The following is a 14,606-nucleotide window of genomic DNA, read 5'->3' on the forward strand; positions in this document are numbered from 1 at the left end:
GGCCGTCACGCCGGGGGCCGGACCGCACCGCTGCGGTCCGGCCCCCGACGCGTCCGAGCTGCCCTCGGGCGGGCTACTTGACGGCGGTTTTCCCGATGGTCGGCAGGATGAAGTCCTGGATGAGGCCCTTGGCATCGCGGACGATCGGGCGGAATACCCGATAACGCGAGAGGTTGATCACCCGGGCCGCCATGGGGGTGGACCGGCGGACGAATTCCCGTGTCCGCTCGGTGTCCTCGGTCCGGTCGAAAACCCAGTAGAGCACCACGACCATCAGGTGCAGCCAGAGCACGTCGGGCAGCAACTCTCCCAGCTCGGCATCCAGCTTGGGCGCCAGCTCCGAGCCCTGCAAGACGTCGCGGAACAGTTCCACGGCGGTTGCCCGGGCCGGGTGGGACTCGTTGGAGAACGGGCTCAGCGAGCTGGTCGGGTCGGCAGCGGTGCGGAAGAACTGGGCGGCGAACTCGTGGTACGGCGCGGCCGTGTCGAGCCAGGAGGTCAGCGCGATTTCCAGGCGCTCGGCAAAGTTCCGCGTATTGGCCATGCGATTCCTGGCCTCCGCCGCATGGTCGTACGTCATTCGGTCATAGAATCCCTGAATTAGGAATTCCTTCGCCGAAAAATAGTAGTAAGCATTGCCGACCGAGACGCCCGCCTCGGTGGCGATCGCGCGCATGGTGGTCTTCTCGTAGCCGCGCTCCTGGAAGAGCCGCATCGCGGTCTCCAGGATCAGCGCCCGGGTCTGCTCGCTCTTGTCGGTCTTCGGCTGCGCCCGACCGCCGGGCATGGGCCCGCTGTCGGTGCCGGGCCCGCTGTCGGCACCGGGTGCGGTCGCGGGGTCGGTCGCGGTGTCGGCTGCAGGGTCGGTCGGGGTGTCGGCCGGGGTGTCGGCCGGGGTCGCGGCCGCACCGCTCGTGCCGTCCGTTCGGTTCGTCGCTGCCAGGTCGTCCACGGGCACGAGCCTAACCGGAGACGAAGCTCCAACCCGTGTCGGTGGACGCGGCACCGGGCGTCCCCTCCGTGCTCGGTGCCACATCCACCACCCCCGCCATTTCGAACGCGTTCAAAATGATGTGAGCACTGTAGAGGTTTCGCTTGAACATGTTCAACTCCAATCTGTGGGAGGCTCGTCACATGATCAGTCCCGTGCAGACCACCATCCGGCGCGGCGGAGCTCAGGACGCCGCGGCCGTCGCCGACCTGCACGCCCGCAGCTGGAGCACCGCCTACCGCGGGATCGTCCCCGCGGACGCACTCGGCGACGGACTGCCCGTCCAGCGGCGCGAGCTGTGGGAGCTGCGGCTGACCGTCGACTACGGCGATCCGGCCGCCGAGCCGGAACTGCTGATCGCCGACCAGGCCGGGGAGACGGTCGGGTTCATCTACCTTGTCCCCCAGCCGGACGGCCGGGTACTGGTCGACAACCTGCACGTCCGCCCCGGCCGGACCGGCGGCGGCATCGGCCGCGCACTGTTCGCCGCAGCCCGCGCCCACGTCGTCGAGCGGCACCCCGGGGCCGAGCTGTACCTGGAGGTGCTGCGCGACAACATCCGCGCGATCGCCTTCTACGAGCGCGAGGGCGGTGTACGGACGCGGGTGCAGGAGGGCGTGTTCCCGGGCGGGTACGTGCTGCCCGAGTGCGTGTACAGCTGGCCCGCCGAGAGCCTCGCGGCGCAGGCGGTGCCAGCACAGGCGGTGCCGGCTCAGCCGACGTCGTAGACCGTCACCGGCACCCCCCGCTCCACCAGTCGCGCGGACACCAGCGGTTCGACCCGCTCCCAGCGCCCACCGGCCAGGCCGCAGCCGATCCGCGGCATGTGGACGGAGGCGCCGAGCTCCCGCGCGTGGTCGCCCAGCGCGGCCAGCGCGGTGTCGATCGCTTCGTACCGGACCGGCACTCCGGTGGAGCGCCCCATCCGGATGCCGCGCTGGCCGACCAGGTTGGCCACCCAGACGTACGGCTCGACCTGCACCAACTGCAGGGCGCCGAGCCCGAAGTCGTTCCCCGCCCGCTCCCGGTGCCAGCGCCGGAACGCGGCCTCGGGCTCGGGCCAGCGTCTGGACAGCGCGAGCACGAAGCCCTTGCCCCAGCCGCCGAGGTCGTTGCAGACGTGCGCGATCACCTTCACGCCCTTGCCCTGCGGCGCGGTGGCATCGCCTCGGACATAGGTGATTTCCGCCATGCCCCGAACGCTAGACCGAGCCACTGACAACCCGCACGGCACTTTCCGCCGGGGCCCCGGCGGCGTGCAGGTGCCGCCGCCCGGCCAGGGCGATCAGCAGCGCGAGCGCGGCGGCGCAGGCCGGCAGGGCGTAGCCGGTGCCGGGGGCGGCGTGCTCGGCGACCGCGCCGGCGAGCGCCGCGCCGCCCGAGATGCCGACCACGATGCCGGACACCGCGATTGCCATCCCCTCGTTGAACTGCCGCCCCGGCAGCAGTTCCTGGACCAGCGTCATCCCGGTCACCATGGTCGGCGCGGTGGCCGTGCCGGCCGCGAACAGCGCGACCCCGAGCAGGCCGAGTCCGGCCCCGCCGAGTCCGGCTGCGAGCGGCAGCAGCAGCCCCCCGGCCATCGCCGCGGCCCCGGACAGGAAGCGCACTCCGGGTGACCGACGCGGCGTCAGCAGCCCGAACACCAGCCCGGCCAGGCAGGATCCGCCCGCGACCAGGGCCAGCAGCGCGCCCGCCGCCGCCTTGTGCCCGAGCGCGTCGGCGTACGCCACGGTGGTGATCTCGGTCGAGCCGAAGACGACGCCGGTGGCGAGGAAGGCGAGCAGCAGCACCCGCAGCCCGGGCACCCGCAGCGGCGAGCCGTGGCGGTCGCCCTCCGCGCGGGCGGGCAGCGGTGGTTCGGTGCGCCGCTGGGCCGCGAACAGCAGGGCGCCGGTGGTGCCGAGCGCCCCGGCGGCGAGCAGCCCGGCCTCCGGGGCGACCGCCGTGCAGAGCGTCATCGCGAGGACGGGTCCGGCCATGAAGCAGAGCTCGTCCAGGGCCTGTTCGAGGGAGTTGGCCAGGTGCCGGGCGGCCGGGTCGGCCCGGTACAGGTGTGCCCAGCGGGCCCGGGCCATGCCGCCGAGGTTGGGCGCGGCCGCGCAGGCCGCCCAGCAGGCGTAGAGCGTCCAGTCGGGTGCGCCGAGCCGGAGGCAGAGCAGCAGGGCGGCGAGCGGGGCGGTGTTGTAGAGCGCGGCCGGTACGGTCACCCGCGCCTGCCCGTACCGGTCCACCAGCCGCCCGAGCAGCGGCATCCCGATCGCGCCGGTGATCAGCCCGACGGCCGAGACGGTGCCGGCCAGCGCGTACGAGCCGCGCCGTTCGGCGAGCAGCACGACCAGCGAGACGCCGTTCATCGACAGCGCGAGCCGGCCGAGCAGCCCGGCGAGGGTGAAGGCGGCGGCGCCGGGGGCCGCGAACAGCCGCCGGTAGGAGGTGAGGAGGGCGCGCGAGGGCATCGGGTTCCTGGGGAGAGTGAGGGGGACGCCCATCAGCCTCCCGTCGGTGCCGGGCGGCGGTCCAACACCTGTTCCGCCACATTCACAGCAGGTTGTTGTTAATCTGCCGCCCATGCCCCGTGACCTGCACCCCCGTCTGCTCCGCGGCTTCGTCGCGGCCGCCGAGAGCCTGCACTTCGGCCGGGCCGCCGGGCGGCTGCACGTCGCCCAGCAGGCGCTCAGCCGGGACATCCGGACCTTGGAAGGGCTGCTCGGCGACGCGCTGTTCACCCGCACCACCCGCAGTGTCGAACTCACCCCGGCCGGGCTGCGGTTGCTGCCCCGGGCGCGCCGGCTCCTCGCCCTGCACGACGAGATCCTGGCGGGCGCCGCGGCCCGGCCGCTGCTGGTGGACCTCAACAGCGACGTCACCGGCCCGGACCTCACCGCCGACCGGGTGCTCGAACGCGCCCGCGCCGCCTGGCCGGAGGGCGAACTGCTGGCCCGCTTCCACGGCGGCCTCGCCGCGGCCGCCGCCGAACTGCTGGCCCACCGGCTGGACGTGTCCTTCGGCCGGTTCGCCGGATTGCCCGCCCCGCTGCGCGGCCAACTCACCCAGCGGCCGGTCCGGTTGGATCAGATCTCGGTGATGATGGCGGACACCCACCCGCTGGCCGGCCGTCCGGTGCTGCGCGTCGCCGAGCTGACCGGGCACCCCGTCGACGTCTGCGCCGGCAACCCGGCCACCACCGAGTGGGCCGACCTCGGTGTCCGCCTGCTGCGCGAGCACGGCCTGACGCCGGCCGCGCCGTACGTGCCGCCGGTGGGTTTGGACGAGACGGCCCGTTACCTGGCCCGGCACGGCGATCCGATGCTGACCACCGTCGGCGGGCCGAGGATTCCGGGGGCGGTGACCGTGCCGCTGGTGGAGCCGATGCCGCTGAGCCTGGTCAGCCTCGTGCACCGGCCCGGTGAGCGCCACCCGGGGCTGGCTGCACTGGGCGCCGCGGCCGCCGGGCTCGGTGCGGCCGAGGGCTGGCTGCGGCGGCCGGCGGGCAGCTGGCTGCCGGCGGCGGACGCGGCGCTGCTCGGGTGACCGGGCCAAGTGCCGCGGCCGGGTGAGGGCCGGGTGACGGGAGCCGCCGGGACGCGATGCCGCCCCTGCCGTCGGGGGTCGGCAGGGGCGGCGGGTGGGCGGACCGGGCCGCGCGGCGGGTCCGGTGGCCCGGGTGGCAGTCGTGGACGGCCGGGTCAGGCCGCCTTGACGGCGGAGATGTCGAAGCTGAGCTTGACCTTCTCGCTGATCAGCACGCCGCCGGTCTCCAGGGCCGCGTTGTAGGTCAGGCCGAACTCGGTGCGGTCGAGGACGGTGCTGCCCTCGAAGCCGACCCGCTCGGCGCCGTAGGCGTCGGTGGCGCTGCCGGTGTACTCCAGGTCCAGGACCACCGGGCGGGTGGTGTCCTTGATGGTCAGCTCGCCGCTCATCCGGTACGTGTCGCCGCGCAGCCGCTCGGCCGAGGTGCTGCGGAAGCGGATCTCCGGGTAGGTGTCGGCGGCGAAGAAGTCGCCGGTGCGCAGGTGCTCGTCGCGCTGGGCCTGGTTGGTGTCGATGCTGGCGACCTTGATCACCAGGTCGGCGGAGGAGTTGCCAGGGGTGCTGCCGTCCAGGTGCAGCTTGCCGTCGTACTCGGTGAAGCGGCCCTTGACGTTCGTCACCATGGCGTGGCGCACCGAGAAGGCGACCTCGCTGTGCGTGGTGTCGATGGTCCAGTCGCCGGTCAGGTGGGCGAGGTTCGGGCCGGTCGGGGTCTCGGCGACGGCGACGGCGGTGGGGGTGGCGGTCTTGGTGCGGTTGAACAGGCCCATGGCTCCTCCTCGGGTCCGAAGCCATTTGTTTAGGCTTCAACTTGTTGGCTTCAGCGTAGGCCGCTTTCGTTCAAATTTCAACCACAGCCGTCGGCGTTTCGCGAAAGACTTGGCGGAGCGGCACTGTCGGACCGCCCGGTTAGGCTGCGAAGGACGGTTCCGCCGACCGGAAGGCCTCCCGCATGTTCGTCCTGCACGCGCTCTGGCGGGCGGGCGGACGGCTGGCCCTGTGGGCCGAGGACGCCCGCGCCCACCCGGGCACCGTGGAGCCCCGCCCCGACCGGGCGGCCCCGCGCGCCCACCCCTACGCCTGCCCGGCCGGCGAACTCGCCGCCGTCCTCGGCGGCATCGGGCCCGGCCTCGGCTGGCTCGCCGGCCAGGCCCCCGAGCGCTGGGCCACCCTGCTGCTGCCCACCACCGGCGCCCTGCCCGCGCCCTCGCCCGACCTGCCGGTCACCCCGGTCCGGGGCGCGGCCGTCCTGGCGCCCTGGCGCGTCCCCGCGCTGCTCTTCGACACCGGGGCGGCCGCCCAACTGCTCGGCGAGGTCTTCGACCCGCACTGGGCCGTCACCAGCACCGATCTGCCCGGCACCGGGCGCGTCGAGGTCGTCCAGGGCCCCTCGCTGCGCTGGCTGACCGGCGTGCACGACCTCGCCTGGCGAACGGTCGGCCGGGGCCGGGTGCTGCCGCTGCCCGTCCTGGCGGACGGCCGCCCGCAGGCCCGCTGGCGGCCCGACCCCACCCCGGCGGGCCGCCGGGAGGCCGCCGCACTGGCGGACGGCTGCCCGCCCGTCCTGCTGGGGGAGTGGCCGGCGGCCGGCGCCGGCACCGGCGAGGCCCTGCTGGACGCCGCGCTGGGCGCACTGGTGGACGCCGAGGCCCGGGCCGCCCTGGCCGGCACGCCCCCGCTGGGACCGGGCGACACCCGGCCCGGCGACACCCGAACCGGCGACGCCCGAACCGGTGGCGCTCCTGCCGACGCCACGACGGCCGCCGCGGTGGGGACCGCTGCCACGACGGCCGCCGCGGTGGGGGCCGCCGCCGAACGCTGGCTGCACGCCCTGACCACCCCGGACGGCGGCCTCACGGACGTCCGGTCCGAGGGCTTCGCCGAACTGCGCCGCCGACTCGCCGCCTGGTACGCCGCCGCCGAGCCCACCGCGCCCGCGCTCCGGCTCTGCTTCCGCCTGCTGGAGCCGCTCGGGCCCGACCCGGACGACCCCGAGGGCCGGCCCTCCGACGACGCCTGGCAGCTGGAGTTCCTGCTCCAGGCCGTCGACGAGCCCTCCCTCCTGGTCCGCGCCGCCGACCTGCACGAAGGCGGCGCCGCCCACGCCGCGCTGGCCCGCAAGGCGCCGGATCCGGCCGACGTCCTGGTCACCGAGCTCGCCCGCGCCGCCCACCGCTGGCCGGCCCTGGACGGCCTGCGGCACCGCTCCCGCCCGGCCGCCCTGCCGCTCGACCGGGCCGGCGCGCTGGACTTCCTGCGCACCGCCGCGCCCGCCCTCGCCGAGGGCGGCTTCGGCGTGCTGCTGCCCGCCTGGTGGCGCCGCCGGCCCAGGCTCGGGCTCGCCCTGCGGGCCACCACCCCGCCCGCGCCGGGCACGCTCGCCGTCGCCTCCCAGGTGGACCGGGACGCCGTGGTCGCCTTCCGCTGGCAGGCCGCGCTCGGCCCGGAGGGGGCGCCGCTCACCGAGCAGGAACTGGCCGAACTCGCCGCCGCCAAGCAGGGGTTGGTCCGGGTCCGCGGCACCTGGCTGGAGGCCGACCCGGAGCAGATCGCCGCCGCGCTCGCCTTCCTCGCCGACCGGCGCGACGGCGTGCTGGCCACCGCCGATCTGCTGCGGCTGGCCCTCGACCCGGAGGCGACCGTCGCCGGGCTGCCCGTCACCGCCGTCCGCGCGGACGGCCCGCTCGGCGACCTGTTGGCCGGGCGCGCCGCCCCGGCCCCCGCCCCCGCGCTGCCGCCCGACTTCCGGGCCACCCTGCGCCCCTACCAGGAGCGCGGCCTGGCCTGGCTGCGGGCGATGGCCGGGCTCGGCCTCGGGGCCGTACTGGCCGACGACATGGGCCTCGGCAAGACCGTCCAGACCCTCGCCCTGCTGGCCGCCGAGCAGGCCGAGGGGGCGGTCGGCCCCACCCTGCTGGTCTGCCCGATGTCCCTGGTCGGCAACTGGCAGCGCGAGGCCGAGCGCTTCGCCCCCGCGCTGCGGCGCCACGTCCACCACGGCTCCGGCCGCCTCGGCGCCGACCAACTCGCCGACGCCGTACGGGGCGTGGACCTCGTCATCACCACCTACGGGCTGGTCCAGCGCGACCTCGCCGCGCTGCGGGCGATCCGCTGGCGCCGGGTGGTCGCCGACGAGGCGCAGTACGTCAAGAACGCCGGCACCGCCCAGTCCCGGGCCGTCCGCGCACTGCCCGTCACCCGCCACCGGATCGCCCTGACCGGCACCCCGGTGGAGAACCGGCTCGCCGAACTGCACGCCGTCCTGGACTTCGCCAACCCCGGGCTGCTCGGCCCGGCCGAGCGCTTCAAGGAGCGCTACGCGATCCCGGTCGAACTGCACCGCAGCCCCGAGCGCACCGCCGAACTCCAGCGCCGTACCGCCCCGTTCGTGCTGCGCCGGCTCAAGTCCGACCCGGCGGTGGCCGCCGAGCTGCCGGCCAAGCAGGAGATGACCGTATGGTGCAGCCTCACCGCCGAGCAGGCGGGCCTCTACCAGGCCGTGGTGGCCGACCTGCTGCAGCGGGTCGAGGGGATCCGGGGCGTGGAGCGGCGCGGCACCGTGCTGGCCGCGATCGGCAAGCTCAAGCAGGTGTGCAACCATCCGGCCCAACTGCTGCACGACGGCTCGGCGTTGGGCGAGCGCTCGGGCAAGGTGGCCCGGCTGGCGGAGCTGCTGGAGGAGGCGCTGGCCGAGGGCGACCGGACGCTGGTCTTCACCCAGTACGCCGAGTTCGGCACGATGCTGCGCCCGTACCTGGCCCGCCGGCTCGGCGAGGAGGTGCTCTACCTGCACGGCGGCGTCCCCCGGGCCCGCCGTGAGGAGATGGTCGAGCGCTTCCAGTCCCCGGACGGGCCAAGGGTGTTCCTGCTCTCGCTGCGGGCCGGCGGCACCGGCCTCAACCTGACTGCCGCCAACCAGGTGATCCACCTGGACCGCTGGTGGAACCCGGCGGTCGAGGAGCAGGCCACGGACCGCGCGTTCCGGATCGGCCAGCGCCGGGACGTCCAGGTCCGCCGACTGGTCTGCGTCGGCACCGTCGAGGAGCGGATCGACGAACTCCTCGCCGCCAAGCGCTCGTTGGCCGCAGCAGTGGTGGGGGAGGGGGAGCGCTGGCTCACCGACCTGCCGGTCGAGGCGCTGCGTGAACTGGTCGCGCTCACCCGTGAGGACGCCGTCGCCGAGGAGGACGCATGACACCCGACCACCCCGCCCCCGTCCCGCCGGGAAACGCCCCGGCCGGGGACGCCCAACCCGTGAACGCCCAACCCGTGAACGCCCCCGCCGCGAACGCCCCCGCCGTGAACGTCGCCGCCTACTGGGGCGGCGGCTTCACCCTGCGCCCGGCCCCGCCCGGGCCCGAGGAGGAGCCCGACGAGCCCTCGCTGCGCCGCCTCGGCCGCTCCGGCGTCACCGTGCGCGGCCGCGACCTCGCCACCCTGCTCGCCCCCGCGTACGAGGCGTTCCGCGGCTGACGAGGCCTCGGCCCGCCGCCGCCCGTGCGGTAGCGTCGGAGCGGTGACCGACACCCTCGCCGACCCCGCCCTCGACGACTTCGAGCGGCACCGCCGGATGATCTTCGGTATCGCCTACCGGATGCTCGGCAGCGTCGCCGACGCCGAGGACCTGGTCCAGGACACCTGGCTGCGCTGGAGCGGGGTCACCGGCCCGGTCGCCAACCCGGCCGGCTACCTGGCCCGGACGGTCACCAACCTCGCGCTCAACCGGCTCGACTCGGCCGCCGTCCGCCGCGAGGCCTACGTCGGCCCCTGGCTGCCCGAGCCGCTGGTCGCCGAGCCGGACGCGACCGCCGACGTCGAGCGCGCCGAGACGGTCTCGTTCGCCCTGCTGGTGGTGCTGGAGAGCCTGTCCCCGCTGGAGCGGGCCGTCTTCGTCCTCAAGGAGGCCTTCGGCTTCTCCTACCGGGAGATCGCCGAGGCGCTGGAGCGCACCGAGGCCGCCTGCCGGCAGGTCGGCAGCCGGGCCAAGGCGCACGTCCGGGCCCGCCGGCCGCGCTACGACGCCCCGCCGGAGCTGCGCCGCCGCGCCACCGACGAGTTCCTCGCGGCCTGCGTCGGCGGCGACCTCAACCGGATGCTGGACCTGCTCGCCCCCGACGTCACCTCCTGGACCGACGGCGGCGGCGTGGTCCGCGCCGCGCTGCGCCCGGTCACCGGTGCCGACAACGTCGCCCGCTTCCTGCTCGGGGTGCTCGGCCAGCTGGGCGAGGGCGCAGAGCTCCGGCCGGTCCTGGTCAACGGCCAGCCCGGGCTGCTGGTCACCCGGGACGGCGCGATCGACGCCGTCTCGGTGTTCGACTTCGTCGAGGGGCCCGACGGCCGGCCCCGGATCGCCGAGCTGCGCATCGTCCGCAACCCGTCGAAGCTCGCCCACCTCGCCGGCCGGGCTTGACCCTCGACCTGGTCGAGCCCGCAGAGTCACCGGCATGGAGAGCGAGCTGCACAGCATCGGCGAGCTGGCCCGCGCCAGCGGCCTGGGCGTCGGCACCCTGCGCTACTACGACGGCGCCGAGGTGCTCACCCCCGCCTGGGTCGACCCGCAGACGGGCTACCGCTGGTACCGGCCCGGCCAACTCGCCGACGCCCGGCTGCTGGCCCGGCTGCGCCGGGTCGGCCTGCCGCTGGCCGGCATCCGCGCCGTGCTCGGCGCGGCGCCCGGCTCCGGCACGGCCGCGCGGGTGCTCGACGCGCACCTGCGCCGGCTGGAGGAGGGCCTCGCCGACGCCCGCCGCGAGCTCTCCCTGATCCGCGTGATGACCGACCAGAGGGAGCGACCGATGACCACCACCCCCGCCGAAGTCCGCTTCACCGTTTCGGCCGAGGAACTGGCCGCCGCACTGGACGCGGTCCGCTTCGCCGTCGGCGGCGACCCCGGAACGCCGGCGCTCGCCGGGGTGCTGTTCGAACCGGACGGCCCGGTGCTGCGCCTGGTCGCCACCGACCGCTACCGGATGGCGCTCGCCGAGGTGCCCGCCACCACGGCGCCCGACCGGCCGGACGGCGGCACGATCGTCCCCACCGCCCTGGTCGACGCCCTGCGTGCGCTGCTCGGCGCGGGCGCGGGCGCGGGCGCGGCCGACGCCGACGCCGAGGTCGCGCTGACCCTCGGCGGCGGCCTGGTCCGGGCCGAGACCGGCGGCCACCGGATCGAGGGCGCCGCCCTGGACTTCGACTACCCCGACCACCGGGTGCTGACCCGGCTCGAACCGGAGCACCGGATCGACCTGTCCGCCGCCGAACTGCGCGGCGCCGTCGAGACCGGCGCCACCCGCACCCTGCCCTCCGGCCCGAACGGCGCGGACTGCGCGGTCACCGTCCTCACCCTCACGGCGGACGGCCGCCTGGCGGTGGCCGATGCCGAGTCCGGCCCCGGATCCGCGTCCGGAGACCTGAGGGTGGCGGTCAACCGCGACTTCCTGCTGGACGCCCTGCGGGTCGGCCGGCCCGAGCAGCTGGTGCTCGAACTCGGCGGCCCGATCGCCCCCTTGGCGATTCGCACGCCGGGCCGGGAGGGCACCTTCTCGCTCCTGATGCCGGTCCGCGTCCCCGACCTCGGCTGAGCCCGCCCGCCGTTTGCTGTGGTTAGCATCCTGCTTGCATCTGCAAGCAGGATGTTGCAGTCTGCGGGTATGGCCTCACTGAACGTCGGCTCGCTGGGCGAGTACATCCGCGAGCAGCGCCGGAACGCGCAGTACTCACTGCGCCAGCTGGCGGAGGCCGCAGGCGTGTCGAACCCGTACCTCAGCCAGATCGAGCGCGGGTTGCGCAAGCCGAGCGCGGAGATCCTGCAGCAGATCGCGAAGGCGCTGCGGATCTCGGCGGAGACGCTGTACGTCCAGGCCGGGATCCTGGAGGAGCGGCGCGGTGAGGGCCTGGAGCTGCGGGCCTCGATCCTGGCCGATCCGCTGATCAACGAGCAGCAGAAGCAGGCGTTGCTCGCGGTCTACGACGCCTTCCTGAAGGAGAACGCCGTCCAGCGGGGCGCGGTGGCCGAGCGGCCGTCCGCGGCCGGTACCGACACCGGCGTTCCACCAGCCTCCGGCCCGACGACCGACGGCTCAGCCACCCAGAACACCCACCGGGAGGACCGGTAAGCATGCCGATCACCGACGAGATCAAGAAGACCCTCAGCGACCCGACCCCGCTGTACGCCATCGCCGGCGCCGGGGATCTCGCGTACGAGAAGCTGCGCGAGGTGCCGGGCCGGGTGGAGGCGCTCACCGCGGACCGCAAGGGCGCGCAGGAGAAGGCCACCGCCCGGTTCCAGGAGGCGCAGACGAAGCTGGCCGAGGCGCAGGCCAAGGTCACCGAGACCGTCACGACGCTCCCCGTCGACCTGCGGACCTTGCAGGAGCGGGCACAGGGCTTCGCCCTCCAGCAGGTCGGCCGCGCGGTCGAGCTGGCGGTGAAGGCCAAGGAGACGTACGACGAGCTGGCCGAGCGCGGCAAGGTCGTGGTGGACCGGGCCCGCCCGGGCGCGCCCGCCGGGCCGGGGCAGCCGGCCGAGGAATCGGAGCTCGCCAGGGCATCCGAGCCGGTCGAGGCCGAGCTGGTCGAGGACGACACCGACATCCCGGCCACCGACACCTCAGCCGTCGAGACCCCGGCCGCCGACACCCGGCCCGCCCCGAAGAAGGCCGCCCGCGCCCGGAAGACCACCGACCGCGCGGAGTGAGGGAAGGGCCGCCGGACGGGGCACATCCGGTGACCGCAGGACGTTGACAGGAGAGCGGACGGTCGACCGTGCCAGGATGGGCGGTGGCCGGAGCGCCGGAGGCGAGAGACAGAGGAGAGCGTGATGGGCGGAGTGGCCCAGATTCTGGACTTGGCCTATCTGAACCCGATCTGGTGGCTGTCCGTCGCCATCCTGGGCTTCAAGCTGTTCGCCCTGGGCGACGCGGTCACCCGCCGTGAGGACGCCTACCGGGCGGCGGACAAGAAGACCAAGCCGTTCTGGCTGGCGATCCTGGCGATCGCCTTCGGCTGGGACCTGCTGTTCGGGGTGAACTTCTTCACCGGCATCGGGACGCTCGCCGGGCTGGTCGCGTCGATCGTCTACATGGTGGACGTGCGCCCGGCGATCCGGGAGCTGACCGGTGGTGGCGGCCGTGGCGGCCGCAGCAACACCGGTCCGTACGGCCCCTGGTAGGCCGCGCGATCGGACGGCGATCGGGCAACGATCAGGCAACGGCGAGGCCCGGGCGGGGAGTTCACCCGCCCGGGCCTCGCCGTACCCGGCTCCAGCCGGCTCCGGCCGGCTCAGCCGAGGATCAGCTGCATCGGGTTGCGTTCCAGCAGCAGCACCGCGACGTCGTCCGTCAGCGCGCCGCCGTTCAGCTCCTCGACCTCGGCGATGGCGCTGTCGACGAGCCGGCCCCGGGTGAGCCCGGCGGACTGGTGGTCGCCGATGAGGTCGGCCAGCCCGTCCTGTCCGAGGCGGCGGGAGCCGGCCCCGACCCGGCCCTCGATCAGCCCGTCGGTGTAGAGCAACAACCGCCAGCCGGGCTGGAGTTCGAGCTGCTGGGCGGGCCACGCGGCCTGCCCGTCGTGGCACGGCAGCAGGCCGAGCGCCGGACCGGCGAGGTCGGCGGGCAGGGTGACCGGCTGGTGGTCGCGGCCGAGCAGCAGCGGCGCCGGGTGCCCGGCGAGGTAGAGCCGGGCAGGCTCGCCGGCGCCGAGCGAGTCGAGGCCGCCGCTGGCGCCGCCCGGCTCGATGACGAGCATGCAGAGCGTCGCGAAGATCTCGTCGCTGCGCCGCTCGTGTTCCAGCACGTGCTGGAGGGTGGTCAGCAGGGCCTCGCCGGTGAGGCCCGCGAAGACGAGGGTGCGCCACGCTATCCGGAGGGCGACGCCGAGCGCGGCCTCGTCCGGGCCGTGGCCGCAGACGTCGCCGATCACGACGTGGACGGTGCCGTCGTCGGTGCGGACGGCGTCGTAGAAGTCGCCGCCGAGCAGGGCGCGGCGGCGGCCCGGGCGGTAGCGCCGGGTGAAGGAGAGGCCCGCGCCGTCGAGCAGCGGGGTGGGCAGCAGGTGGCGTTGGAGGCGGGCGTTCTCCTGGCCGCGCAGCTCGGCCTCGACGAGGCGGCGCTGCGACTCGTCGGCGCGCTTGCGCTCGACGGCGTAGCGCAGGGCGCGGCCCAGCAGTGGGCCGTCCGTCGCGTGCTTGATCAGGAAGTCCTGGGCGCCCGCGGCGACGGCGGCCGCGCCCAGTTCGGCGCCGGCTGCGTCGGTGAGCACCACGACCGCGGTGTGCGGGGCGCGGCGGAGCAGTTCGTGCAGGCCTTCGAGGCCGTCGGAGTCGTCGGACGGGTGCGGCAGGTCGGCGGGTGCGGCGAGGTCGAGCAGCACGCAGCTGAAATCGCTGCCGCGGGAGCGCCCGCGCCGGGTGCCGGCCGGGGACACGGAGAGCAGTTCGGTGGCCTGTTCCAGCCCGCGGGCCCAGTGGATCTCGATCGAGGTGCCGCTGTCGGCGACCGCCGCCTTGATCAGCTGGGCGTCGGAGGCGTCGTCCTCGATCACCAGCAGTTTGAGCGGCGCGGTGCTGCTGGCGGCTGCGGTCGCGGCGGCGGGGGCCGAGGTGCGTCCGCTCTGGGGCCGGGGGTGCGGTATCGGGGGAGCGGCCGTCACCGGGCCGGCCGGCGTCGGGCCGGTCAGGGACGGGCGGTTGCGGGCATGGTCAACGGGGGCGCCGGCCTGGGCGCCCGACAGGCTCGTGGCACCAGGTGCCCGCCCGTCTCCCGTTGCGGGCATCGGTGGTTCCTCCCTTTCCCCGAGTGCGTAACGGTCAGCGCCCGTCCGCAGTGCCCGCCTGGCACCGTGCGCCGGGGAACTTCTCGCGACCATAACGTGATCTCCGGGGATTTCTCTGGCCGACCGGCGCCGTTGTGGTTTTTGCCACGCCGGTGGCGGTGCGGTGATCTGACTCGGACGACGGCTGGGATCCCCGCGTTGGCGGGGAGGGAAAGGGGACGGGCGATGGTGACGCGGATCACCCTGGTCGAGGGTGATGTCGGGGGCCGCAGGTGGACGCCGTGGCGCCGGGCGGCGACGGCGTACGGGCGGG

General features: G+C 74.9%; 14 protein-coding genes. 9 read left to right on the forward strand and 5 right to left on the reverse strand.

Annotated features, from left to right (window positions below; all coding sequences use genetic code 11):
• Positions 1–73: 73 nt before the first annotated feature.
• Entirely contained in the window at positions 74–952 is an 879-nt protein-coding gene (locus tag ACFWPI_RS27985; RefSeq protein ID WP_380378064.1) for a TetR family transcriptional regulator, read from the reverse strand.
• 182 nt (positions 953–1,134) lie between these two features.
• On the opposite strand from ACFWPI_RS27985, the gene ACFWPI_RS27990 reads away from it, so the two are divergent.
• On the forward strand, positions 1,135–1,719 hold the full coding sequence (locus ACFWPI_RS27990) for a GNAT family N-acetyltransferase (RefSeq protein WP_380378062.1): 585 nt from the start codon (positions 1,135–1,137) through the stop codon (positions 1,717–1,719).
• On the opposite strand, the gene ACFWPI_RS27995 is transcribed toward ACFWPI_RS27990, so the two are convergent.
• Positions 1,704–2,183, reverse strand: a complete 480-nt coding sequence (locus tag ACFWPI_RS27995; RefSeq protein ID WP_380378060.1) for a macro domain-containing protein — start codon at positions 2,181–2,183, stop codon at positions 1,704–1,706. The two genes, ACFWPI_RS27990 and ACFWPI_RS27995, sit on opposite strands and share 16 nt — an antisense overlap.
• Before the next feature lie 10 nt (positions 2,184–2,193).
• Positions 2,194–3,450 carry an MFS transporter gene (locus ACFWPI_RS28000; protein WP_380378058.1) on the reverse strand — a complete coding sequence of 419 codons (1,257 nt, stop codon included), beginning with the start codon at positions 3,448–3,450 and terminating at the stop codon, positions 2,194–2,196.
• A 112-nt stretch (positions 3,451–3,562) separates the two neighbouring features.
• Here ACFWPI_RS28000 and ACFWPI_RS28005 point away from each other — a divergent pair, with 112 nt between their 5' ends.
• On the forward strand, positions 3,563–4,525 hold the full coding sequence (locus ACFWPI_RS28005; protein ID WP_380378057.1) for a LysR family transcriptional regulator: 963 nt from the start codon (positions 3,563–3,565) through the stop codon (positions 4,523–4,525).
• 155 nt (positions 4,526–4,680) lie between these two features.
• Here the strand turns inward: ACFWPI_RS28005 and ACFWPI_RS28010 are convergent, their stop codons facing one another.
• Positions 4,681–5,295, reverse strand: coding sequence for a YceI family protein (locus ACFWPI_RS28010; protein WP_380378055.1), 615 nt, complete (start codon positions 5,293–5,295; stop codon positions 4,681–4,683).
• 182 nt (positions 5,296–5,477) lie between these two features.
• Here ACFWPI_RS28010 and ACFWPI_RS28015 point away from each other — a divergent pair, with 182 nt between their 5' ends.
• From ACFWPI_RS28015 to ACFWPI_RS28045, 7 genes are all read left to right on the forward strand, one after another.
• Positions 5,478–8,720 carry an SNF2-related protein gene (locus tag ACFWPI_RS28015; protein WP_380378053.1) on the forward strand — a complete coding sequence of 1,081 codons (3,243 nt, stop codon included), beginning with the start codon at positions 5,478–5,480 and terminating at the stop codon, positions 8,718–8,720.
• Positions 8,717–8,998, forward strand: a complete 282-nt coding sequence (locus ACFWPI_RS28020; RefSeq protein WP_380378051.1) for a hypothetical protein — start codon at positions 8,717–8,719, stop codon at positions 8,996–8,998. The genes ACFWPI_RS28015 and ACFWPI_RS28020 overlap by 4 nt, the downstream gene beginning before the upstream one ends.
• A gap of 43 nt (positions 8,999–9,041) precedes the next feature.
• The gene (locus ACFWPI_RS28025) at positions 9,042–9,935 is read left to right on the forward strand and encodes an RNA polymerase sigma-70 factor (protein ID WP_380378049.1); all 894 of its coding nucleotides are present in this window, start codon (positions 9,042–9,044) and stop codon (positions 9,933–9,935) included.
• Positions 9,936–9,969: 34 nt separating this feature from the next.
• Positions 9,970–11,103, forward strand: coding sequence for a MerR family transcriptional regulator (locus tag ACFWPI_RS28030; RefSeq protein WP_380378047.1), 1,134 nt, complete (start codon positions 9,970–9,972; stop codon positions 11,101–11,103).
• Positions 11,104–11,172: 69 nt separating this feature from the next.
• A complete protein-coding gene (locus tag ACFWPI_RS28035; protein WP_380378045.1) occupies positions 11,173–11,637 on the forward strand; it encodes a helix-turn-helix domain-containing protein in 465 nt (154 codons plus the stop codon).
• A 2-nt stretch (positions 11,638–11,639) separates the two neighbouring features.
• Complete coding sequence (locus ACFWPI_RS28040) at positions 11,640–12,218, forward strand: hypothetical protein (protein WP_380378044.1); 579 nt, start codon at positions 11,640–11,642, stop codon at positions 12,216–12,218.
• A gap of 123 nt (positions 12,219–12,341) precedes the next feature.
• A complete protein-coding gene (locus tag ACFWPI_RS28045) occupies positions 12,342–12,692 on the forward strand; it encodes a DUF2516 family protein (protein ID WP_063348783.1) in 351 nt (116 codons plus the stop codon).
• Positions 12,693–12,802: 110 nt separating this feature from the next.
• Here ACFWPI_RS28045 and ACFWPI_RS28050 read toward each other — a convergent pair whose 3' ends face one another.
• The gene (locus tag ACFWPI_RS28050) at positions 12,803–14,293 is read right to left on the reverse strand and encodes a PP2C family protein-serine/threonine phosphatase (protein ID WP_380378042.1); all 1,491 of its coding nucleotides are present in this window, start codon (positions 14,291–14,293) and stop codon (positions 12,803–12,805) included.
• Positions 14,294–14,606: the final 313 nt, after the last annotated feature.

This window comes from Kitasatospora sp. NPDC058492 (genome assembly GCF_042720685.1).
Classification (GTDB): Bacteria; Actinomycetota; Actinomycetes; order Streptomycetales; family Streptomycetaceae; genus Kitasatospora.